The organism is Lysobacter hankyongensis (genome assembly GCF_039543145.1).
Classification (GTDB): Bacteria; Pseudomonadota; Gammaproteobacteria; order Xanthomonadales; family Xanthomonadaceae; genus Lysobacter_I; species Lysobacter_I hankyongensis.
The window spans coordinates 29,723-50,213 of the sequence record NZ_BAABJE010000007.1 but is presented as its reverse complement, the minus strand read 5'-3'; the positions used below and the strand labels follow the sequence as shown (position 1 = coordinate 50,213).

Here is a 20,491-nt window from a genome sequence, read left to right as displayed (position 1 = left end):
TCCCTTTCCGGAGACCTGCGATGATCGCCTACACCACCCTCGGTACCCACGACCTGGCGCGCGCCGCCGCCTTCTACGACGCGGTCCTGGCCGAACTCGGCGCCGAGCGTTTCATGGAAGAACCCGACTACTTCATCGCTTGGGGCAATTCCAAGGACGGCGCCGGCCTCGGCATCACCTGGCCGTTCAACAAGGAACCGGCAAGCGTCGGCAACGGCACGATGGTGGCGCTGGGCGCGAGCAGCCGCGAACAGGTGGATCGCGTCTATGCCAGGGCGATCGAGCTGGGCGGTACCGACGAGGGTGCGCCGGGTCAGCGTTATCCCGGTTTCTACGCCGCCTATTTTCGCGATCTCGACGGCAACAAGCTCAATTGTTGCTACATGGGCGAATGACGCGGCCATTCCCTTCCGATACGGCGGACGCGGCGACGCTCGTCCGCCATGTACCGCGCAACCGCAGGGACGCGCCGTCGAAGCTGCGGCGCGGCGGTCGCCATTGTCCGATCTGCCTGGCGGCATTCGCGAAGAATGCGAAACGCACGCGACGCGTGCGCTGTTGCGATGCCTGCGGCGCGCATCCGCAGCCGGGCAAGGCCTGTGCGTCCTGCGGTGCGGATGCGATCTGGCAGGCGCATGGTCAAGCCGCCTGCCAGCGCTGCGCCGCGCACGGCGAGGCGCACGTCGTCATTGCGGATGCGACGCCGGTTGCGGTGCGCGAAACGACGGACGATCCGCACGAAGCCGTGCTTGGCTGACATTCGACGATATCGAAGGCCACTATTGCTGACAGCCAGCGTCAGTGGCATGCGCGCAGCATGCGTTCTCCCGTCACCCGCATCGAGGACATCGCATGCAACACACACGACACAACGCCGTGAACTGGTTCGAGATCCCGGTCGCCGATCTGGATCGCGCACAGCGCTTCTATGAAACCCTGTTCGCCACGCCGCTGCGCCGCGAGGCGATGGGCCCGGAGACCACGCTCGCGATCTTCCCCTACGAGCAATACGGCGTCGGCGGCTGTCTGTTCGCCGCGCCGCACGCGACGCCCGGCACCGAAGGCGCGATCGTCTATCTCAACGCCGGTTCCTCGCTGGATGCGGTACTGGCGCGGGTGGACGCTTCTGGAGGCCGGGTGATGCTGCCGCGGACCGAGCTGCCCGAAGGCATGGGCTGCTTCGCGCACATCGCCGACAGCGAAGGCAATCGCGTCGGTCTGCACGCGCCGGCCTGACATGGCAGGATGTGGCGGCGACCTCCGTCGAAGACTGTAGCCGCATGCGCCGCGCAGACCGCCTGTTCCAGATCGTGCAACTCATCCGCGGCCGTCGCCTGACGACGGCCGCGTTTCTCGCCGAGCGCCTGGAAATCTCGCCGCGTTCGATCTATCGCGACGTCGCCGCGCTGCAGGCGCAGGGCGTGCCGATCGAAGGCGAAGCCGGCGTTGGTTACCGCATGCGCCGCGGCTTCGATCTGCCGCCGCTGATGTTCGACGCGCGCGAAGCGCAGGCGCTGGTGGCCTGCGTACGCATCGCGCAGCCGCGCATCGATCCCGCGCTGGCGGCGGGCGCCGAGGATGCGCTGGCGAAGATCCTCGCGGTGTTGCCGGCCGCCGAACGCGCGGCGGCGGAAAGCCTGAGCGTGTACGCGCCCTCGATCGGCACCGATCCGCAGACCCGCGAGCGCCTGCAGCGGCTGCGGCAGGCGACCGAACAGCGGATCAAGCTGCGGCTGACGTATCTCGATCTCAAGGACGACACCAGCGTGCGCACGGTGCGGCCGTTGGGCTGCTTCTTCTGGGGTCAGGTGTGGACGCTCGCGGCCTGGTGCGAATCGCGCGAGGATTTCCGCAATTTCCGCGTCGACCGCATCCAGACGATCGAAGCCCTCGACGCGCGTTTCCGCGACGAACCCGGGCGGACATTGCCGGATCTGATGCGACTCTACGATTGCGACGATGTCGGCTGAGCGCTACTGCAACGCGATCTTCAGTCGCCCGCCGCGCCAGACCAGCACCGCGCCGTCGCGGGTGATGCGTTCGACCACGACTTCGCCGAGCACGTCGCCTTCCTTCAGGCGTTGACCGTCGAGAATCACGAAACGTCCCGACGGCGTTTCGTTCCACAGATGCATGCTGAGTTTCAGCGGCGGCAACTGGTTGCGCGTGGCCGGGTCGAGATCGGCGAGCGCGATCGGCTGGTCGCTCGCGGGCGGCGGCACCGGCGGTGTTGCGGTCGGTGGCGGCGACGGCAGTTCGCGCGGTGTCGCGGTCGTCGGCGTTGCGACGGGAGGCGATGCCACGGGCGCGGATGCCGCAGGTGTGGATGGCACCGGCACGGATGGCAGCGGCGCAGGCGTCGGGATCGAAGTCGTCGACGCCGGTGGGACTTCGACGACCGGCGGGCTGTCCGCGGCCGGTGCCGCGGCGGTCGGTGCGGCCGCCTGCGGCGATGGCGCTTCGAGCGCCGGTGCCTGCGTGTCGTCGACGCGTGTCGTGGCCGGCGGCATTGCCGGCCGCAGCGCGACCAGCCAGATCGCGGCGATCAGCGACAGCACGCCGAGGCCGGCAATGGCCCACAGCGGCCACGTGCGCCGCGCGCGCTCGGGTTCGGCGGTTTGCGGCATCGTCGCGAACAGATCGGGCGCTTCGCTGCGGCGGCGGGCGGCTTCGGATTTGCGCAGGGCGTCGAGGATGAAGGACATCGGTCACTCCGTCCGTGCGGACAGATGCGGGCCGGGGTCGCCGGCGGTCAGCGCGAACAGGGTGTCGGCATCCAGCGCGCCGCTGCCGCGCAGGCCGGCGCGGGCCTGGAACGCCCGCAGCGCGGCGGCGGGATCGGCCGCGCTGCCCGCGGGCAGCCGCTGTCGCACCCAGGCGAGGGCTTTCGCATCGTTGGCGGCGAAGCGCGTTTCCAGCGTCGCCGGCGCGGGCCAGATCGCGAGGTATTCGCCGTTCCACACGCCGGCCAGCACCACCCGGTCGATCGTGAGCGGCGCGCCGTCGAGCGACAGCGTCACGCGGCGCGCATCGGCGCCGAGCAGGGTCGCCCACGCGGCCTGCGGTTCCGCGCGCAGGCGCAGCAGCACCGGGCGGTCGATGCGCAGCAGCGGTTCGAGCTGCGCGCGGCTGCGCAGGCAGCGCCAGCCGGGCGCGGGCACGGCGGGGCAGGCATCGGGCGACACCGTGCGCAGCGCGGCCGGCGCTTTCCACGCCGCGACCAATGCCGCCCACTCGCGCGTCGACGCCGCCGGCGTCGTGCGCAGCCGCTGCAGCAGCGCGTCGGCATCGGGCGCGGGCGATGGGCTCGCAAGCGATGCGGCCGCCGTGCGCGTCGCTGCGGCGGCCGACGCGGGACGGTTTGCGTCCGGACGCGCGACCACCACCGCCAGCACCGTCGCCGCGACCGCCAGCCCGCCGATCACGAACAGCTTGGCCAGTTCGCGACGCTGGCCGGCGGACGACGGCGCCAGCGCTTCGTCGGCGGCGCGATCGACCGTCTTCGCGTCGATCGTCAGCAGATCGTGCGCGTAGCCGCCGAGGAGTGCGCGCTCGGCGACGACGTTGATCAGCCGCGGCACGCCGCCGCTGCGCCGGTGCAGCCGCCGCACCGCGTCCTGCGAGAACGGAAAGCGTTTCGCGCCGGCGGTGTTGAGCCGGTGACGCAGATAGGCCCCGGTCGCGGCTTCGTCGAGCGGGCGCAGGTGATAGCGCGCGGTGATCCGCTGCGCGAGCTGGCGCAGTTCCGGCCGCGCGAGGGTGTCGCGCAGTTCCGGTTGGCCGATCAGGATGATCTGCAACAGCTTCTGGGTTTCGGTTTCGAGGTTGGTGAGCAGGCGCACCTGCTCCAGCGCTTCGGTCGACAGGTTCTGCGCCTCGTCGACGATCAGCACCACGCGATCGCCCTTCGCATAGGCCGCCAGCAGATACGCGCTGAGCGCGTCGAACAGCGCCTTGCCGCCCGGTGTCGCGGTCGCGCGCGGGGCCGCGGGTGCGGCGGCCTTGCCCTTGCGTTTGCCCGACGCCGGTGCGGCCGGCGGCACGGGTGTGGCCTTGTTCACCGGCAGCCGCAATTCCTCGCAGATGGTCTGCAGCAGTTCCACGGGCTCCAGCCGCGGGTTCAGCACCAGCGCGGCGTGGGTGTTCTCGGGCAATCGGTTCAGCAGCAGCCGGCTCAGCGTGGTCTTGCCGGTGCCCACTTCGCCGGTGAGCTGCACGAACCCGCCGCTGCCGCCCTGCTGGATGCCGTAGAGCAGATGCGCCAGCGCGTCCCGATGGTGTTCGCTGAGGAACACGTAGTGCGGGTCGGGCGTGATCGAGAACGGCGCCTGTTCGAGGCCGTAGTACTCCAGGTACATGGGGGACGGGCCGGCGCGGGTCTGCGGCGAAGGGGCGTCTAGACTGCCACAGCGGCGCCGCGGGGTCAGCGCGGACCGGGCGCGTCGGCCTCGCTCGCTTCGCCGGCTTCACCGATCACCTTGGCCTCGGTCAGCGCCAGCGCTTCCGGATGTTCGATCCGCCGCGGCCGCACCACCAGCGGGTAGATCAGCACCGTGCCGAGGATGATGGCGACGCCGAGGTAGAAGGTCGGCGTGAGTTCGCGCTGTTCGCCCAGCAACAGCATCGCCAGGGCGATGGCGTAGACCGGCTCCAGATTGATCGCGAGCTGCGCGCCGAACGCGCTGAGGTGGCGCAGCGCCATCAGCGACAGCACGAACGGCACCAGGGTGCAGGCGATGGCCAGCCCGAGCAGATACAGGCCGTCGCGCAGGTCCGGCAACAGGAACGGGTCGCCGCCGAAGGCCGCGGGCGACAGCAGCCCGGACAGGGGAGCGAGCAGGGTCATCGCGGCGACGCCTGCGGCCATTTCCAGCGCCGTGACCGACAGCGCATCGGCGTGTTCCACCAGACGCTTGTTGAGCGAGCCGAAGATCGCGACCAGCAGCGCCGACACCGCACCGACCGCGACGCCGACGAGCATGCCGTCGGGCACGCCGCCCGCGACCAGGGCCACGCCCGGCAACACCGCGATGCCGAGCCCGACTTCGCGCTTCGACAGCCGCTTGCCGGTCATCCACGGCTCGACCAGCGCGGTGAACACGGTGGCCAGGGCCATGCAGGTGGCGCCGACCGAGGCGTTCGAGAGCTTGATGGCGGCGTAGAACGTGAGCCAGTGCAGCGCCACCAGCACGCCGGCGCCGGCGTAGGCCCAGCGCAGCCGCGCCGGCATCGCGCGCAGTCCGCGCCACACGCGCGGCAGCAGCATGAGCAATGCCGCGACCAGCAGCATGCGCCACCACACCAGCGGCAGCGCCGGCAGGGTGATGAGCTTGCCGAGGATCGCGGTGAAGCCCCACAGCAGCACGCAGAAATGGATCTGCAGCCAGGCGGTGCGGGTGGCGGGCGTGGCGGTCATCGCGGCTCCGGGGCGGAAGGCCGGGCATTATCGCCGCTGCGCGCGTGCAGGTCGGGATCGCGTTCCTCCGCGCTCGCCAGCAGCAGCCAATCCACGAACGCCTGCGCCGCCGGGCGCAGCCGACGGTGCGCGGGATACACGACGTAGTAGCGCCAGCGGGTGGGCAGGGCGGGGCCGGGCAGCCGCTGCAGCCGACCGCTGTCCAACCAGGGCGCGGCGATCCGTGCGCGAGCGAGCACCGCGCCGAGTCCCTGCGCCGCGGCTTCCAGCGCATCGGTGCTGTCGCTGAAGGTGTGGCGGATGTCGAGCCGCGCGCCGTGCACGTCCGCGGCGCGGAACCAGTCGTGCCAGCCCTGCCGGGCGAGGTCGGCGACGAGCGGGAGCGCGGCGACCTCGGCCGCGGTCCGCGTGCGTGCCGCCATCGCGGGCGCGGCCATCGGGAACAGCGCGTCGTCCATCAGCAGGTGCGCGGTCAGTCCCGGCCAGTGGCCCGGGCCGTGGCGGATGCCGATGTCCGGGCCGCCCTCGTCGAAGCGGGTCAGCGCGATTTCGGTGTCGATCGCGAGCCTGACCTCCGGATGCCGCGCGGAGAACGCCGGCAGCCGCGGCAACAGCCAGGTGTTGAGCAGCGAGTGCAGGGTGGTGATGCGGACGCGATCCTGCTCGTCGCGGCCGTGGCGCAGGCCGCCCAGGGTCGCCTCCAGATCGGCCAGCGCGCTGCCGGCCGCGTCGGCGAGTTGCCGGCCCTCCGCGGTCAGGGCGACCCCGCGCGCATGGCGCTGGAACAGGGACACGCCGAGCCGGCTTTCGAGCTTGCGCACGTGATGACTGACCGCGCTGGCGGTCAGATGCAGCTCTTCGGCGGCGTGGGCGAAATTCTGGTGGCGGGCGGCGGCCTCGAACGCGGACAGCGCCGGCAGCCAGTCGGGTCTGAGCGCCATGGCAAGCCTCAAATCTGATTTGCGTCTGGGCGACAAAGTACGCGCTTGTCAGGCCTCATGCACGCTCTATGATCGGTGTCGAGACAACAGCGTCGTGATCGACAGAGGTCGGGATGGGCCGGATGGAGGGAGTGCATCGACTTGCGGATATCGTCGGCGAGCGCCCGGCGGCGGTCGCGGTCGCGGCCGGAGGCATCGAGGCGATCGTGGTCGGCGAGGGTTGCCTGCGCCGCGACCTGCCGGCGCCGCCCGGTGCCCGTGCCTGGCTGGTGGAGATGGCCGCGGGCAGCGAATGGCCGCGGATCGATCGTCACGACACCGGCGAGGCGTACTTCGTGCTCAGCGGCGAGGTGATCGAAGGCGATGTCCGCTACCCAGCCGGCACTCAGGTCGTGTTCGCGCCGGGCAGTCTTCATCGCCCGCGCACCGACACCGGCACCTGCCTGCTCGGCTTCAACCTCGATGTCGGCGCGTATCTCGGCGCGGGCGGCGATCCCGCCGCGCTGTCCGGCCAGCTGCACGTGCAGCAGGGCTGATCACTTCTTCCTTCAGGCATTCCGATGAACGCTTCCGTGTCCGATCCCTTGCTGAGCGCGCGCGCCGCGCCAGCGTGGCTCACCCCGCTCGAACTCGGCCTGCTCGGGGCGATCTGGGGCGCGTCCTTCATGTTCATGCGCGTGGCCGCGCCGGAATTCGGCTCGACGCCGCTGGTCGCGATCCGGCTGGGGCTCGGCGCGCTGATCCTGCTGCCGTTCCTGTGGCGCGAGCGCCGCGCGTTCTCCGCCGCGCTGTGGCCGCGGCTGGCGCTGATCGGCGCGGTGAATTCGGCGATTCCCTTCACCCTGTTCGCATGGGCCGCGCAGCGCGCGCCCGCCGGCGTCGGCGCGATCACCAATTCGATGGCGGTGCTGTTCGTCGCCCTGATCGCCTTCCTGTTCTACGGCGAAAAGATCGGCACGCGCCGGGCGATCGCGCTGGTCGCGGGCTTCGCCGGCGTGATCGTGCTTGCCAGCGGCAAGGTCGGCGGCGCCAGCATCGGCCTGCCGGTGGCCGCGGGCACCGCCGCGGCCTTCCTCTACGGCATCGGCGCGAATCTGGTGAAGCGCCACCTCGCCGGCCTGCCGGCGACCGCGGTGGCGGCGGCGACGCTGACCTGCGCCGCGCTGATGACCGCGCCGTTCGCGATCGCGCAATGGCCGGCGCATGCGGTGTCGGCGACATCCTGGGCGGCGGTCGCGGCGCTGGGCGTGATCTGCACCGGCATCGCCTTCGTCATGTACTACCGGCTGATCGCACGCATCGGCGCGCCGCGCGCCGCGACCACGACCTATCTCGTGCCGCTGTTCGGCGTGGGCTGGGCGTGGCTGCTGCTGGACGAGCCGCTGACCCTCGCGATGGCGATCGCCGGTGCGCTGATCCTGGGCAGCGTGGTGCTGAGCCAGCGGGCGCCGAAGTGATGGCGGCGAGCGTGCGACCGCAGCGTCGCGTCGTTTTCGATTTCGAGATCGATTTCAGCAACGGCGGCGGACTGCAGGGACAGGATTTCCGCCTCGACCTGCACGATGCGGACATGCGCGATGGCGACATCGACGACGGCACGCTGGCGCGATACCTCGTCCGCGACCTGCATCTGTTGATGGTCGGCGCGGTGCGCATCCTGCGCAAACGCATCATCGAGGAGCCGCACAAACGGACCGGCGCCGGAAGCGCGCCTTCGGCCGCGTCGGAAACATAGCGGCCTGAAGGCCGCTCTACCGCCAACGTTTCGGATCAGGGCGGTGTCGCGGTCTGCATGCCCACCCGGCGCGGCACGCCGTCCTCGTCCAGCAGCCGTTCGATCCGCGCGAACACTTCTGGCCGCGAAAAGGGCTTTTTCATGAAATCGTCGGCGCCGATGCGCTGCACGTAGAACTGCTCGGTGGCCTGGACGTTGCCGCTGATCATGATGATCGGCACCTGCTTGGTCGCCGGTTCGCGGCGCAGGGCGCGCAGGGCGGCGAAACCGTCCATGCCCGGTAGCACGATGTCGAGGAAGATCAGGTCGGGCGGGATATCGCGCACCAGTTCCAGCGCTTCCTCGGCGGTGTAGGCCTCGAGCGTCTGGTAGCCGTTCTGCTGCAGCATCTTGCGAAGCACGGCCACTATCGTGGTGGAGTCGTCGACGATCAGCACGCGGGTGCCGGGCTTCGCCAGCGGGCGCGGCTTTTCGCGGCGTTCCGGTCCGAGATAGCCATCGTCGACCACGGGCGGCGCGACCGCGGCTTCGGCGAGGATCTCTGGCGTGGCGGCCTCGGCCAGCGCGTCGAGCTCCTCGGCCGTCGGGGTCGGCGGACGCGGGGGCAACGGAATGGCTGCGGGTTGCGGCGCCGGCACGGCAGGCGTGTCGCGCCCGCGCAGGGTGTCCCGCCATCGTTTGACCGAATCGAAAATACTCACGCGCTGTGCTCTCCCGGACGGATGCCGGCGCGGCCGGCCCTGATCCAACATTCCATGTCAAAACGGCAATCGCGGCCCCGGACGGACGCGGGAAGCATAGCGACCCGCGCCCGGGGGGCCAAGCGGCCCCCGCCGGGGCCGTGACCATGCCCGATCGGGTCTTACCGGATCGGTTCGTCCAGCATCATCGCGCGGACGAAGCGCACCGGCGGCGCGCCGTAGGACAGCACCTGGTCGTGGTAGGCCTTCAGCTTGAAGTCCTTGCCCAGCTTCGCTTCCATCGCCCTGCGCAGGTCGAAGTGTTCCTGCACGCCGACGAAGTAGGTCGGCAACTGCGCGCTGCCCAACTGCGCGCGGACCCACTTGCCCTCGGCTTCGCGCTCCTGCTGGAAGGTGCGCTTGACCATCAGTTCCATCGCCTGTTCCTTGCTCCAGCCGTCGACGTGCACGCCCTGGTCGAGGATCGCGTTCGCGACCGCGCGCAGGTAGAACTTGTAGCGCATCAGGTGGAACAGCGGATCGTTGTCGAGATAGCCGGCTTCCATCATCACCGTCTCGGTGTAGACCGCCCAGCCTTCGGCGAACATGCCGGAGCGCAGCACGCCGCGCAGCGTCGACGGATAGCGCGCCGAGAACGCGCCTTCGAGGTAATGGCCCGGCATCGCCTCGTGGATCGACAGCAGGTGGATCATGCGCGTGTTGTATTCGCGCAGGAACGAGTCGGTCTGCGCGTCGGTCCAGTCGTCCGGGATCGGCGAGATCGCGTAGTAGGTCTTGAGGCCCTTGTCGAGCGGGCCGGGCGAATCGCAGTAGGCCACGGCCACGCCGCGCTGGAATTCCGGCATCAGGATGATCTCGACCGGATCGTCCGGCACCGTCACCAGATCCTTCGCCTTCGTGAATTCGGTCGCCTGCGCCAGCGTGGCCTTGGCGGTCTCGACCACCTTGTCGCGCGCGGGCTTGTCGGCGTAGGCCAGTTCGAGCGCGGCTTCGATCGCCTTCTGCTGCTGGTCGTCGTTCGCGCCGTCGGGCAGCGGCGGCACGCCGGGCTTGTCCTTCAGCACCTGCTGCGCGATCCGGTACATCTCGCCGCGCACGCGCACCAGTTCGGCCTCGGCGCGCTGCTTGATCTCGGCGCGCGACAGCGAGGACATCAGCGCGAACTTGAGCTTGTCGTCGTACAACTGCTGGCCGATGCGGAAATCGCCCTTCGCGTTCGGCACCAGGGTCTTGTCCAGCCACAGCTGGTGTTCGGCCACCGCCTTGCGCAGGCCTTCCACCGCGGCGTCGAGACGCTTGCGGTCATCGCCCTGCAGCTGATCGGCGTTGGGCACGATGAACTGTTCGACCAGCGAGATCACGCCCGCGTTCTGCCGGGCGACGGTTTCGGCGTGGATCTTCGGCACCCGCGCCGGATCGATGTTCTCGCGCATCTGCGCGAACAGCGTCGGCAGTTTCTCCATGCGCGCGGTCGCCGATTTCAGGCGTTCCGGCAGCGGCGCGAATTCGCGCGCCATCAGGTTGTAGATCGCGCCGCCGGCGAGGCCGCTGTACACCTGCGGGTCCCAGGCCCAGGCCTGCAACGTGTCCATGCCCCAGATGTCGGACTGCAGCTGATTGCGCAGGATCGCCGCGTCGATCTGGTTCTCACGCGAGAGTTTCGCGGCGTCGATGGCGTCCAGTTCGGCCAGCGTCTTCTTCGCGAAGTCCACGTATTTCGTGCGGCCCGCGGCGCTCAGGTCGTCGAGCTCGGCGTCGAAGCGGTGGTCGCCCTGTTGGGTCGCGCCGACCGGATTGAGGGCGAGGAAGCCGTCGAGCCAGCGCTTGCTGAGGTCGGCGAACTTCGCGTCGAGCGCAGCGTCCGAAGCGGTCGCCGCAGCGGTCTTGTCGGCGGTTGCCGGGGCGGTGCCGGTGCCCCCGCCGGTGCAGGCGGCGAGCGTGGCGGTGAGCAGTGCGATGGCGAGCGGCGTCAGGCGCATGGTCGGAGGTCCGGCTGAACGAAAACGCCAAGGATAGGCGCTAACCCCCGTCGGCGCATCTGCCATGCTGCGGGTTTACATTGCCCATTCCAACATCATGATGAGGAGCGGCTCATGTTGCATCGCGGCAGTTGTCATTGCGGTCGGATCGCCTTCGAACTGGAGGGCGAGGTCGCCGAAGCGCTGGATTGCAATTGTTCCCTCTGTCGCCGGCGCGGCGGCCTGCTCGCGTTCTTCCCGCGCGACGCGCTGCGCCTGCAGACCATCGAGGGCGACTACGCCACCTACGGTTTCAACAAGCATCACATCGATCATCACTTCTGCCTCACCTGCGGCATCGCGCCCTTCAGCGAAGGCGTCGATCCGCGCAGCGGCGCGAAGATCGTCGCGGTGAACGTGCGCTGCCTGCCGGAGCTGGATCTGGCCGCGATCCGCATCACGCCCTTCGACGGCGCCAGCCTGTGATGCGAACGCTGCGCATCGCCGCGCTCGCGGCGGCGACGCTGTGCGCGTCGCAGGCCGCGGCCGCGGCCTGCCCGCCGCCCGATCGCGATGCGGCCGCGCTGATCGCGCTGAAGACCGCGGACTTCGAGATGGCGGACGCCGCGGCGCGCGAGACCATGGCCTTCGCGTTGATCGATTGCCTGGCGTCGCCCGATCCGGCGATGCGCGACGGCATCGCCTACGAAGGGCTGCAGCGCTGGCTGCGTGCGAAGGTCTTTTCGCCGGAGACGCTGCGTGCGCTGCGGACGCGATTGTTCGCGCAGCTCGATGCGCCCGACCCCGACGGCGTCGCGCGGCCGTTCGCGGCGCTGGTGCTGTCGGAACTCGCGCGGACGGATCGCATCGCGCCGTGGATGCGGTTGGACGAGCGCGAGGCGATGGTCGAGCGTGCCGCGAGTTATCTCGAATCGGTGCGCGACTATCGCGGCTACGACGCGGAGGTCGGCTGGCGCCACGGCGTCGCCCACGGCGCGGACTGGGCGATGCAGCTCGCCCTGAATCCGGCGCTGGACCGCGCGCAGCTCGATCGCCTGCGGCAGGCCGTCGCGATCCAGGCGGTGCCCGCTGCCGGGCATGCCTACGTGTTCGGCGAAAGCGAGCGGCTGGCGCGGCCGCTGCTGTTCATCGCCAAACGCGATCTGCACGACGAGGCCGACTGGTCTGCATGGTTCGCGGCATTGTCCGCGCGCCTGGGCGATCCGGCGCTGGCGTGGAAAGACGCGGGCTGGCTGGCGCGACGGCACGATCTGGCCGCGGTCCTGCAGATGCTCTATCTGCAGGTGGATCTGGGCGACGACCCGGGCATGGCGAAGATGAAACCGGGACTGGTGGCGGCGCTGAAGGCGTTGCCGTGACGCAATGTCATGACGGCGTGCCCCCACCCCAACCCGCCCGGCCAGCAGGCAGAGCCTGCTGGCGTTCGTCAGCGCACGGACCAATGGTCCGAAAACGCGCTGTCTCACCCCCCGCGTGCGGGGGAGGGCGATGCGATCACGGCGCGATGCGTTCGCGACCGCTGTAGACGTTCATCCGCCCATCGCGGGCGAAGGCGATGAGCGTGAGTTCCGCGGACTCGGCGTGTCGGATCGCCAGGTCGGTCGGGGCCGACATCGCCGCGACGATGCGGATGCCGGCGTTCGCGGCCTTGTGCACGATTTCGTACGAGGCGCGCGAGGTGATCGCGAGGAACCCGTTCGACGGATCGATCGCGGGCGCGGCGCGCCGCATCGCGCCGACGAGCTTGTCGACCGCGTTGTGCCGGCCCACGTCCTCGCGCACCAGCAATGCATCGCCGTCGACGAAGCCGGCGGCGTGCACGCCGCCGCTGCGCGCGTTCAGCGGCTGCTGCGCGGACAGCGCGGCGAGGCCGGCGTGGATGGCGGCCGCGTCGAATCGCGGTCCGGCGCCGACCGGTCGCGCCGGACGCAGCGCGGCGTCGAGACTGGCGATGCCGCACAGGCCGCAGCCGCTGCGGCCTTCGAGGCCGCGCTGCCGCGCGTCCAGCGCATCGAAGCGCGCCTGCGGAATCGCCGCGTGCAGCGCGATCCCGCGTTCGCTGCGCACCAGATCGACCAGCGCGAACTCCGCAGGCGTCTCGACGATGCCCTCGCACAGCGCGAAGCCGAGCGCGAAATCCTCCAGGTCCGCGGGCGTCGCCATCATCACCGCGAACGACAGGCCGTTGTAGAGCAGGGCGACCGGGGTTTCCTCGATCACCCATTCCTCGCGCGGCGCGGCGCCGCCGTCGGCGACATGCAGCGCTTCGCGCAGGCGCAGGCCATTGCTCATGCCGTCGCGTCCGGCAGGTGTCCGGCGCACAGCGCGCGTCCGCGTGCGGTCAGGCGCAGCCTCGTGCGCGCGCCGCCGGCATGCGGTTCGACGTGGCGTTCGACCAGATCCAGCCCGTCGAACCGCGGATCGTCGCCCAGCGCGACCAGCAGCCGCTGCAGTTCGCTCGCGCCGAGGCCGAGGCGCTTCGCCGCGCGCGGCATCGACACGTCGCCGTCCTCCGCGAGCAGGCGGAGCAGGGCGAGGGCGGCGTCCTCGCTCATGCGGTGACGCTGCGTCGTTGCAGTCGCACCGGAATCGATTTCGACGCCGGCGTGCGCGCGCGCTCGGCGTGATGATCCAGCGGCACCAGCGCGTTGGTTTCGGGGAAATACGCGGCGAGGCAGCCCGGGGGAATGTCGTATGCGATCAGCCGGAAATCCGGCGCCACGCGCTCGCCGTCGTGCCACACCGACACCAGATCGACATGCTCGCCGTCGGCGAGGCCCTGCGCGTCGAGATCGGCGCGCGAGATGAAACAGACGCGACGCAGCCCGTGGACGCCGCGATAGCGGTCGTCGTTGCCGTAGACGGTGGTGTTGTACTGATCGTGCGAGCGCACCGTCATCAACTGCAGGAGGGGCTTCGGCCCCGATGACGTCGCGGGTGGGTCAATCGGGGCTGAAGCCCCTCCTACGGTCTCTCCGGCAGAATGCATGCGATCCACCAGCGCATGCGCGAAGAACCGGGCCTTGCCCGAGGGCGTGGGGAACACCCGCTCGCGGCAGGGATGATGCAGATGGAATCCGCCGGGATGGCGGACGCGCGCGTTGAAGTCCTCGAAGCCCGGAATCACCCGCGCGATGCGGTCGCGGATGCGGTCGTAGTCCTCGATCATCGACAGCCACGGGATGCCGCTGTTGGGCAAGGTCGCCGCCGCCAGCCGCGCGACGATCGCCGGCTCCGACAGCAGCGTGGTCGACGCCGGCGCGTTCATGCCCGAGGACAGATGCACCATGCTCATCGAATCCTCCACCGTCACCGCCTGCAGGCCCCCGGCCTGCTGATCGATCTCGGTGCGGCCGAGGCAGGGCAGGATCAGCGCCTCGCGGCCGTGGACAACATGCGAGCGGTTGAGCTTGGTGCTGACCTGCACGGTCAGCGCGCAGTTGCGCAGCGCGGCGTGGGTGAGCGCGGTGTCGGGCGTGGCTGCGGCGAAATTGCCGCCCATCGCGAAGAACACCCTGCCGTGGCCGTCGCGCATCGCCTCGATCGCGGCGATGGTGTCGAAACCGTCCGCGCGCGGCGGCGCGAAACCGAATTCGGCGCCCAGACGATCGAGAAACGTCGGCGACGGTTTCTCGTAGATGCCCATCGTGCGGTCGCCCTGCACGTTGGAGTGGCCGCGCACCGGGCAGGGGCCGGCGCCGGGTTTGCCGATGTTGCCGCGGAGCAGCAGCAGGCCGAGGAAGGTCTGCAGGGTGGCGACGCTGCGCCGGTGCTGGGTGATGCCCATGCCCCAGCACAGGATGGTCGCGCCGCTGTCGAGATAGACCTGCGCGGCCTGCGCGATCTGCACGCGCGACAGGCCGGATTCGCGCTCGATCTCCGGCCACGCGGTCTCGCGCACCAGGTCTGCGAAATCGTCGTAACCCTGGGTGTTGGCGGCGATGAAGGCGCGATCCAGCGCCGCGCCTTCGGTGGCGTGCGGCTCGGACTCGGCGTCGGCGTGCTCGATCACGACCTTGGCCATGCCCAGCGCCACCGCGAGATCGCCGCCGATCCTCGGCTGGAAATAATGCGACGCGATCGCGGTCGAACCGCCGCCAAGCATTTCCGCCGGCGACTGCGGATCGGTGAAGCGTTCCAGCCCGCGTTCGCGCAGCGGATTGAAGACCACGATGCGACAGCCGCGCTTCGCGGCGCGGCGGAGTTCGCCGAGCATCCGCGGATGATTGGTGCCGGGGTTCTGGCCGAACACGAAGATCGCATCGGCGCGTTCGAAGTCGTCCAGCGTCACCGAACCCTTGCCGCTGCCGATCTGTTCGGTCATCGCCACGCCCGAGGGTTCGTGGCACATGTTCGAACAGTCGGGCAGGTTGTTGGTGCCGTAGGCGCGCACGAACAGCTGGTACAGGAAGGCGGCCTCGTTCGAGGTGCGCCCGGAGGTGTAGAAGATCGCCTCGTCCGGCGAGGCGAGGGCGTTCAGCGCGGCGGCGATCTTCGCGAAGGCCGCGTCCCAGCCGATCGGGACGTAGCGGTCGCTGCCGGGGTCGTAGACCATCGGTTCGGTCAGCCGGCCCTGCGCTTCGAGGAATTCGTCGCTCTGTTCCGCCAGCCAGGCCACCGGATGCTCGGCGAAGAATGCGGCGGTCACCCGCTTGCCGGTCGATTCGTTGGCGACGGCCTTCACCCCGTTCTCGCAGAACTCGAAGGTGGAGTGCGGGTTGCGGTCCGGCCAGGCGCAGCCCGGGCAGTCGAAGCCGGTGGGCTGGTTGGTGCGCAGCAGGGTGCCCGGTCCGCGCAGCACCGCATCCTGCCGGCGCAGCGCCTGCCAGGAGGCCTTCAGTGCATCCCATCCGCCGGCGGGCTTGTCGTACGGCCGGATCGGCGCTTCGTCATCGCGGTGTTCTGCCATGCCCGCATGCTAACGCAGGCCGCCCGGGGACGGGCCGCGCCGCCGGGCCGCGGCGCTGGACGCCGGAAAGCCCGCCAGCGTAGATTGTCGGCTTGGCCCCAGGAACGCGGGCCTGATGCCTGTCGCCCGAAACCTACCAAGCAGACCCGTTTTGTCCGAAGCCACCGCCACGCTCGATGTCGCCCTGAACCACGCTTCCCGCCTGCTCGGCAGCGATCCGGAGCTGGCCGGCGAACAGGCCGTCGAAGTGCTGCGGGTGGTGCGCGACCATCCGGTCGCACTGATGATCCTCGGCATTTCGCACCGGCTCGGCGGTCGTTTCGATCGCGCGATCGAGGTGCTCGGTCCGCTGACCCGCACCGCGTCGGAGATGCCGCGGGTGCATTACGAATACGCCCTGGCGCTGTCGCGGACCGGCCGCACCGAAGAAGCGATCGTCGCCCTGCAGCAGTCGCTCGCGCTCAATGCCGGCCTGCCGCAGGTCTGGCTGGCGCTGGCCGACCTGCAGCGCGCGGTCGGCCGGCCGAAGGACGCCGATGCCGCCTACGCCGGCTACGTCCGGACTTCGGTGCGCGACCCGCACCTGTTGCAGGCGGCCGACGATCTCAACGCCAACCGCCTGCCCGAGGCCGAGCGCCTGCTGCGCGATTGGCTCAAACAGCATCCCACCGACGTGGTCGCGATCCGCATGCTCGGCGAACTGGCGGTGCGCGTGGGTCGGACGCCCGAGGCGCTGCGCCTGTTCGGGCGCTGTCTGGAACTGGCGCCCGGGTTCCGCGAGGCGCGCCAGCACTACGCATTGATGCTGCATCGCGACCAGCAGTCGCAGCAGGCGCTGGAACAGCTCGACCTGCTGCTGGACGACGACCCGGTCAATCCCGGCGCACGCACGCTCAAGGCCGCGGTGCTGTGCCGCCTGGGCGAATACGGGCAGGGTATCGCGCTGTACGACGCGCTGGTGCGCGAATACTCGCACAACGCGCGGCTGTGGATGAGCTATGGCCATGCGCTCAAGACCGAAGGCCGGCAGGCCGATGCGATCGCGGCCTATCGCAACTGCGTGCGCGAGGAGCCGGAATTCGGCGAGGCCTGGTGGAGCCTGGCCAATCTGAAGACGATCCGCTTCGACGACGACGACATCGCGACGATGCGCGCGCAGCTTGAGCGCGACGATCTCGACACCGAGCATCGTCTGCATTTTGAATTCAGTCTCGGCAAGGCGCTGGAAGATCGCGCCGAATACGAAGCGTCGTTCGCGCATTACGCCGAAGGCAACCGGCTCCGCGTCGAGCTGGTGCCGTACCGCGCCGGCGACACCAGCGCCCGCGTCGCGCAGTCGAAGCAGGTCTACACGTCGGCATTCTTCGCCGAACGCGCCGGCTGCGGCGATCCCGCGCCGGACCCGATCTTCATCGTCGGCCTGCCGCGCTCGGGTTCCACGCTGCTGGAGCAGATCCTGTCGAGCCATTCCGCGGTGGAAGGCACGATGGAGCTGCCCGAAATCATCTCGATGACCCGCGCCCTGCGCCGCGGCGTCGAAGGCGCCACGCACTACCACGAAGTCCTGGCCGGACTGCCGCCGGAGACCTTCGCCGAACTCGGCCGGCAGTTCCTCGATCGCACCCGGGTGCAGCGCAAGACCGACGCGCCGCTGTTCATCGACAAGATGCCGAACAATTTCCTGCATCTGGGGTTGATCCACCTGATGCTGCCGAACGCGAAGATCATCGACGCGCGCCGGCATCCGATGGCCTGCTGTTTCTCCGGTTTCAAGCAGCACTTCGCGCGTGGCCAGAGCTTCAGCTACCGCCTCGGCGACATCGGTCGCTATTACCACGACTACGTCGAACTGATGGCGCATTTCGACGCGGTGTTCGCGGCCATCGGCCAGCCGGACCGCGTCCATCGCGTGATCTACGAGCGCATGGTGGAGGACACCGAGGCCGAAGTCCGCCGCCTGCTCGATTACTGCGGCCTGCCGTTCGAGGAGCGCTGCCTGCGCTTCTTCGAGAACGACCGGCCGGTGCGCACCGCGAGCTCCGAACAGGTGCGCCGCCCGATCAACCGCGACGGCGTCGACCAGTGGCGGCACTACGCGCCGTGGCTCGGCCCGCTCGAATCCGCGCTTGGGGCGGTGCTGCAGGCGTATCCCGAGGTGCCCGAATTTCCCGCGCCGGCCGGCGCGCAGCCCGCCTGAGGTCGCCACCGTCCCGTCGCGTTCCAGCGTTCCGTTCGTTCCGTTCCAGTTGCTTCAATCCATCCATTTCAGTGCAACCGCTTCCATCGAGATGTTCCTACCACCCGGGGAGAGTCCAATGCGTCACACACGTGGTTCCGCAACCCGCCGCAAGGCGAACCTGGCGAGGATGCCGCTGACCGCGGCCATCTACGTCGCCTTCGGCAGCATGGTCTTCGCCGGTGCGGCGATGGCCCAGCAGAGCGAAGCCAAGGACGAGAGTCCCTCGCTCGACACCATCACCGTCACCGCGCAGAAGCGCACCGAGAACGCGCAGGACGTGCCGATCAGCCTGAACGTCATCGGCGCCCAGCAGCTCGACGAACTGCAGGTCAACGATTTCGAGGATTACGCGAAGATGCTGCCGAGCGTCTCGATCTCGCCCAACGGCCCCGGCTTCGGCCAGGTCTACATGCGCGGCGTCGCCAGCGGCGGCGACGGCAACCACTCCGGCCCGCTGCCGAGCGTGGGCATCTATCTCGACGAACAGCCGATCACGACCATCCAGGGCGCGCTCGACCTGCACGTCTACGACATCGAGCGCGTCGAAGCGCTGTCGGGCCCGCAGGGCACGCTGTACGGCGCCAGCTCCGAAGCCGGCACCCTGCGCCTGATCACCCGCAAGCCCGACACCGCCGGCTTCTCGGCCGGTTACGGCGTCGAAGCCAACGCCATCGACGGCGGCGGCTGGGGCCACGTGGTCGAAGGCTTCGTCAACGTGCCGATCTCCGATCGCGCCGCGATCCGTCTCGTCGGCTGGGAGAAGAAGGACGCCGGCTGGATCGACAACGTCTACAGCGAGCGCACCTTCCCGACCTCCGGCATCACCCAGAACAACGCCGACCGCGTCGAGGACAACTACAACGACGTCGACACCGTCGGCGCGCGCCTGGCGCTGAAGCTCGACCTCAACGAAAACTGGACGATCACGCCCACGATCATGGGCCAGCGCCAGAAGGCCAACGGCAGCTTCGGCTACGACACCACCATCGGCGAGCGCCAGATCAGCCACGCCTATCCCGAGTCCTCGGACGACCGCTGGGCGCAGGCCGCGCTGACCGTGCAGGGCAAGATCGGCAACTTCGATCTGACCTACGCCTTCGCCCACCTCAAGCGCGACGTCGACAGCGACTCCGACTACAGCGACTACGGCTTCTGGTACGACACCCTGTTCGGCTACGGCGCGTACTTCTACGACGACAGCGGCGACCTGATCAATCCGGCGCAGTACATCCAGGCGCAGGACGGCTACAAAAAGACCAGCCACGAGCTGCGCCTCGCCTCGCCGCAGGACCAGCGCCTGCGTTTCGTCGCCGGCCTGTTCTGGATGGACCAGTCGCACGACATCGAGCAGCGTTACCGCATCGACGGTCTCGCCGACGTGCTGTCGGTGCGTGGCTGGGAAGACACGATCTGGCTGACGCAGCAGGAGCGCAAGGACCACGACGAAGCGATCTTCGGCGAACTGGCCTTCGACTTCACCGACAAGCTCACCGCGACCGTCGGCTTCCGCCACTTCCGCGCCGACAACGCGCTGAAGGGCTTCTTCGGTTTCGCCAACGGCTACTCCTCGCAGGGCAGCCAGCTGCCGCAGAACCGCTACGGTGAGGCCGCGTGCATCGTGCAGTACGGTCCGAACCCGGCCAACTGGCCGTCGTTCAACGGCGCGCCCTGCAAGGTGTTCGACAAGGACGTGCAGGAGAAGGACACCCTCGGCAAGTTCAACCTGTCGTACAAGTTCGCGCCGGGCAAGCTGGCCTACTTCACCTGGTCCGAAGGCTACCGTCCGGGCGGCATCAACCGCCGCGGCACGCTGCCGCCATACATCACCGAGTTCCTCACCAATTACGAACTCGGCTGGAAGACGTCGTGGCTCGACAACCGCCTGACCTTCAACGGCGCGGCCTTCCATCAGGTGTGGGACGACTTCCAGTTCCCGATCCTTGGCCAGAACGGTCTCACCGAAATCCGCAACGCCAACCAGGCGCGCATCCAGGGCCTGGAAATGGACGTGAACTGGGCCGCGAGCTACAACCTGCGGCTGTCCGCGGGCGTGGGCTTCTACGACGCCGAACTCACCGAGAACTATTGCGGCGAAGTCGACGGCAACGGCAATCCGGAAACGGTCTGCGCCGCGCCGCTGGCGCCGGACGGCACCCGCCTGCCGGTCACCGCCGACTACAAGGGCAACCTGACCGCGCGCTACACCTTCGACATCGGCTCGCTCGAAGCCTACTGGCAGGGTTCGGTGGTGCACGAAGGCCGTCGCACCTCGGACCTGCGCATCGTCGAGCGCAACATCCTCGGCGATCTGCCGTCCTACACGCTCGCCGACTTCGCCCTCGGCGTGCGCAAGGACAACTGGTCGGTGGATTTCTTCATCAAGAATCTGTTCGACGAGAACGCGCAGTACGGCCGCAACGTGCAGTGCCCGGAGCAGGTCTGCGCCGCACAGGTCTATTCGACCGCCGGCCAGCCGCGCACCTTCGGCGTCAAGTTCAGTCAGGAATTCTGACCGGACGCCGCAGTGTCATCGCAGCATCGACAGGCCGCCTTCGGGCGGCCTGTTTTTTT

20 protein-coding genes are annotated in these 20,491 nt (G+C 69.3%); 10 read left to right on the top strand and 10 right to left on the bottom strand.

The features are described from left to right. Positions 1–20 precede the first annotated feature (20 nt). A complete protein-coding gene (locus tag ABD974_RS08350; protein WP_345302855.1) occupies positions 21–395 on the top strand; it encodes a VOC family protein in 375 nt (124 codons plus the stop codon). On the opposite strand, the gene ABD974_RS08345 is transcribed toward ABD974_RS08350, so the two are convergent. Further along, entirely contained in the window at positions 380–760 is a 381-nt protein-coding gene (locus tag ABD974_RS08345) for a hypothetical protein (protein ID WP_345302854.1), read from the bottom strand. The two genes, ABD974_RS08350 and ABD974_RS08345, sit on opposite strands and share 16 nt — an antisense overlap. A 92-nt stretch (positions 761–852) precedes the next feature. Between ABD974_RS08345 and ABD974_RS08340 the strand changes: the two genes are divergently transcribed. Then, positions 853–1,236 carry a VOC family protein gene (locus ABD974_RS08340; protein WP_345302853.1) on the top strand — a complete coding sequence of 128 codons (384 nt, stop codon included), beginning with the start codon at positions 853–855 and terminating at the stop codon, positions 1,234–1,236. Positions 1,237–1,280: 44 nt separating this feature from the next. Next, positions 1,281–1,970: a helix-turn-helix transcriptional regulator gene (locus tag ABD974_RS08335; protein ID WP_345302852.1), complete on the top strand. Its 690-nt coding sequence runs from the start codon at positions 1,281–1,283 to the stop codon at positions 1,968–1,970. 3 nt (positions 1,971–1,973) lie between these two features. On the opposite strand, the gene ABD974_RS08330 is transcribed toward ABD974_RS08335, so the two are convergent. The 4 genes from ABD974_RS08330 to ABD974_RS08315 all read right to left on the bottom strand — a co-directional run bounded on the left by ABD974_RS08330 (position 1,974) and on the right by ABD974_RS08315 (position 6,357). Beyond that, positions 1,974–2,705, bottom strand: a complete 732-nt coding sequence (locus ABD974_RS08330) for a general secretion pathway protein GspB (RefSeq protein WP_345302851.1) — start codon at positions 2,703–2,705, stop codon at positions 1,974–1,976. A 3-nt stretch (positions 2,706–2,708) separates the two neighbouring features. Further along, positions 2,709–4,358, bottom strand: coding sequence for an ExeA family protein (locus ABD974_RS08325; protein WP_345302850.1), 1,650 nt, complete (start codon positions 4,356–4,358; stop codon positions 2,709–2,711). 65 nt (positions 4,359–4,423) lie between these two features. Beyond that, the gene (locus tag ABD974_RS08320) at positions 4,424–5,416 is read right to left on the bottom strand and encodes a DMT family transporter (protein WP_345302849.1); all 993 of its coding nucleotides are present in this window, start codon (positions 5,414–5,416) and stop codon (positions 4,424–4,426) included. Next, entirely contained in the window at positions 5,413–6,357 is a 945-nt protein-coding gene (locus ABD974_RS08315) for a LysR substrate-binding domain-containing protein (protein ID WP_345302848.1), read from the bottom strand. The genes ABD974_RS08320 and ABD974_RS08315 overlap by 4 nt, the downstream gene beginning before the upstream one ends. A 131-nt stretch (positions 6,358–6,488) precedes the next feature. Between ABD974_RS08315 and ABD974_RS08310 the strand changes: the two genes are divergently transcribed. Genes ABD974_RS08310 through ABD974_RS08300 form a run of 3 tightly spaced genes read left to right on the top strand, consistent with a single transcriptional unit; the run spans position 6,489 to position 8,092 of the window. Beyond that, positions 6,489–6,893: a cupin domain-containing protein gene (locus ABD974_RS08310; RefSeq protein WP_345302847.1), complete on the top strand. Its 405-nt coding sequence runs from the start codon at positions 6,489–6,491 to the stop codon at positions 6,891–6,893. Positions 6,894–6,917: 24 nt separating this feature from the next. Continuing rightward, positions 6,918–7,814, top strand: coding sequence for a DMT family transporter (locus ABD974_RS08305; RefSeq protein WP_345302846.1), 897 nt, complete (start codon positions 6,918–6,920; stop codon positions 7,812–7,814). 11 nt (positions 7,815–7,825) lie between these two features. After that, entirely contained in the window at positions 7,826–8,092 is a 267-nt protein-coding gene (locus ABD974_RS08300) for a cyclase (protein ID WP_345302845.1), read from the top strand. A 35-nt stretch (positions 8,093–8,127) separates the two neighbouring features. On the opposite strand, the gene ABD974_RS08295 is transcribed toward ABD974_RS08300, so the two are convergent. Then, positions 8,128–8,601, bottom strand: a complete 474-nt coding sequence (locus ABD974_RS08295; RefSeq protein WP_425562665.1) for a response regulator — start codon at positions 8,599–8,601, stop codon at positions 8,128–8,130. 353 nt (positions 8,602–8,954) lie between these two features. Beyond that, positions 8,955–10,772: a DUF885 domain-containing protein gene (locus ABD974_RS08290; protein ID WP_345302844.1), complete on the bottom strand. Its 1,818-nt coding sequence runs from the start codon at positions 10,770–10,772 to the stop codon at positions 8,955–8,957. Positions 10,773–10,886: 114 nt separating this feature from the next. On the opposite strand from ABD974_RS08290, the gene ABD974_RS08285 reads away from it, so the two are divergent. Both ABD974_RS08285 and ABD974_RS08280 read left to right on the top strand, forming a co-directional pair. Continuing rightward, positions 10,887–11,237, top strand: coding sequence for a GFA family protein (locus ABD974_RS08285; RefSeq protein ID WP_345302843.1), 351 nt, complete (start codon positions 10,887–10,889; stop codon positions 11,235–11,237). After that, entirely contained in the window at positions 11,237–12,130 is an 894-nt protein-coding gene (locus ABD974_RS08280) for a DUF2785 domain-containing protein (protein ID WP_345302842.1), read from the top strand. Before ABD974_RS08285 ends, ABD974_RS08280 begins: the two co-directional genes overlap by 1 nt. A 136-nt stretch (positions 12,131–12,266) precedes the next feature. On the opposite strand, the gene fdhD is transcribed toward ABD974_RS08280, so the two are convergent. From fdhD to ABD974_RS08265, 3 genes are read right to left on the bottom strand one after another with little or no spacing between them, the layout of a single operon-like run. Beyond that, positions 12,267–13,064: a formate dehydrogenase accessory sulfurtransferase FdhD gene (fdhD, locus tag ABD974_RS08275; protein ID WP_345302841.1), complete on the bottom strand. Its 798-nt coding sequence runs from the start codon at positions 13,062–13,064 to the stop codon at positions 12,267–12,269. Continuing rightward, positions 13,061–13,327, bottom strand: a complete 267-nt coding sequence (locus ABD974_RS08270) for a hypothetical protein (RefSeq protein WP_345302840.1) — start codon at positions 13,325–13,327, stop codon at positions 13,061–13,063. The genes fdhD and ABD974_RS08270 overlap by 4 nt, the downstream gene beginning before the upstream one ends. Beyond that, positions 13,324–15,681 (bottom strand): FdhF/YdeP family oxidoreductase, encoded by a 2,358-nt coding sequence (locus ABD974_RS08265; protein WP_345302839.1) that lies wholly within the window; start codon positions 15,679–15,681, stop codon positions 13,324–13,326. The genes ABD974_RS08270 and ABD974_RS08265 overlap by 4 nt, the downstream gene beginning before the upstream one ends. Before the next feature lie 151 nt (positions 15,682–15,832). On the opposite strand from ABD974_RS08265, the gene ABD974_RS08260 reads away from it, so the two are divergent. After that, entirely contained in the window at positions 15,833–17,878 is a 2,046-nt protein-coding gene (locus ABD974_RS08260; RefSeq protein WP_345302838.1) for a tetratricopeptide repeat-containing sulfotransferase family protein, read from the top strand. A 118-nt stretch (positions 17,879–17,996) separates the two neighbouring features. Beyond that, complete coding sequence (locus ABD974_RS08255) at positions 17,997–20,432, top strand: TonB-dependent receptor (RefSeq protein WP_345302837.1); 2,436 nt, start codon at positions 17,997–17,999, stop codon at positions 20,430–20,432. The last annotated feature ends 59 nt before the right edge of the window (positions 20,433–20,491 follow it).

Coding starts and splice junctions, on each gene's coding strand:
- ABD974_RS08350 (WP_345302855.1), top strand. CDS start 21: ATGATCGCCTACACCACCCTCGGTACCCACGACCTGGCGCGCGCCGCC.
- ABD974_RS08345 (WP_345302854.1), bottom strand. CDS start 760: ATGTCAGCCAAGCACGGCTTCGTGCGGATCGTCCGTCGTTTCGCGCAC.
- ABD974_RS08340 (WP_345302853.1), top strand. CDS start 853: ATGCAACACACACGACACAACGCCGTGAACTGGTTCGAGATCCCGGTC.
- ABD974_RS08335 (WP_345302852.1), top strand. CDS start 1,281: ATGCGCCGCGCAGACCGCCTGTTCCAGATCGTGCAACTCATCCGCGGC.
- ABD974_RS08330 (WP_345302851.1), bottom strand. CDS start 2,705: ATGTCCTTCATCCTCGACGCCCTGCGCAAATCCGAAGCCGCCCGCCGC.
- ABD974_RS08325 (WP_345302850.1), bottom strand. CDS start 4,358: ATGTACCTGGAGTACTACGGCCTCGAACAGGCGCCGTTCTCGATCACG.
- ABD974_RS08320 (WP_345302849.1), bottom strand. CDS start 5,416: ATGACCGCCACGCCCGCCACCCGCACCGCCTGGCTGCAGATCCATTTC.
- ABD974_RS08315 (WP_345302848.1), bottom strand. CDS start 6,357: ATGGCGCTCAGACCCGACTGGCTGCCGGCGCTGTCCGCGTTCGAGGCC.
- ABD974_RS08305 (WP_345302846.1), top strand. CDS start 6,918: ATGAACGCTTCCGTGTCCGATCCCTTGCTGAGCGCGCGCGCCGCGCCA.
- ABD974_RS08290 (WP_345302844.1), bottom strand. CDS start 10,772: ATGCGCCTGACGCCGCTCGCCATCGCACTGCTCACCGCCACGCTCGCC.
- ABD974_RS08285 (WP_345302843.1), top strand. CDS start 10,887: ATGTTGCATCGCGGCAGTTGTCATTGCGGTCGGATCGCCTTCGAACTG.
- ABD974_RS08280 (WP_345302842.1), top strand. CDS start 11,237: ATGCGAACGCTGCGCATCGCCGCGCTCGCGGCGGCGACGCTGTGCGCG.
- fdhD (WP_345302841.1), bottom strand. CDS start 13,064: ATGAGCAATGGCCTGCGCCTGCGCGAAGCGCTGCATGTCGCCGACGGC.
- ABD974_RS08270 (WP_345302840.1), bottom strand. CDS start 13,327: ATGAGCGAGGACGCCGCCCTCGCCCTGCTCCGCCTGCTCGCGGAGGAC.
- ABD974_RS08265 (WP_345302839.1), bottom strand. CDS start 15,681: ATGGCAGAACACCGCGATGACGAAGCGCCGATCCGGCCGTACGACAAG.
- ABD974_RS08255 (WP_345302837.1), top strand. CDS start 17,997: ATGCGTCACACACGTGGTTCCGCAACCCGCCGCAAGGCGAACCTGGCG.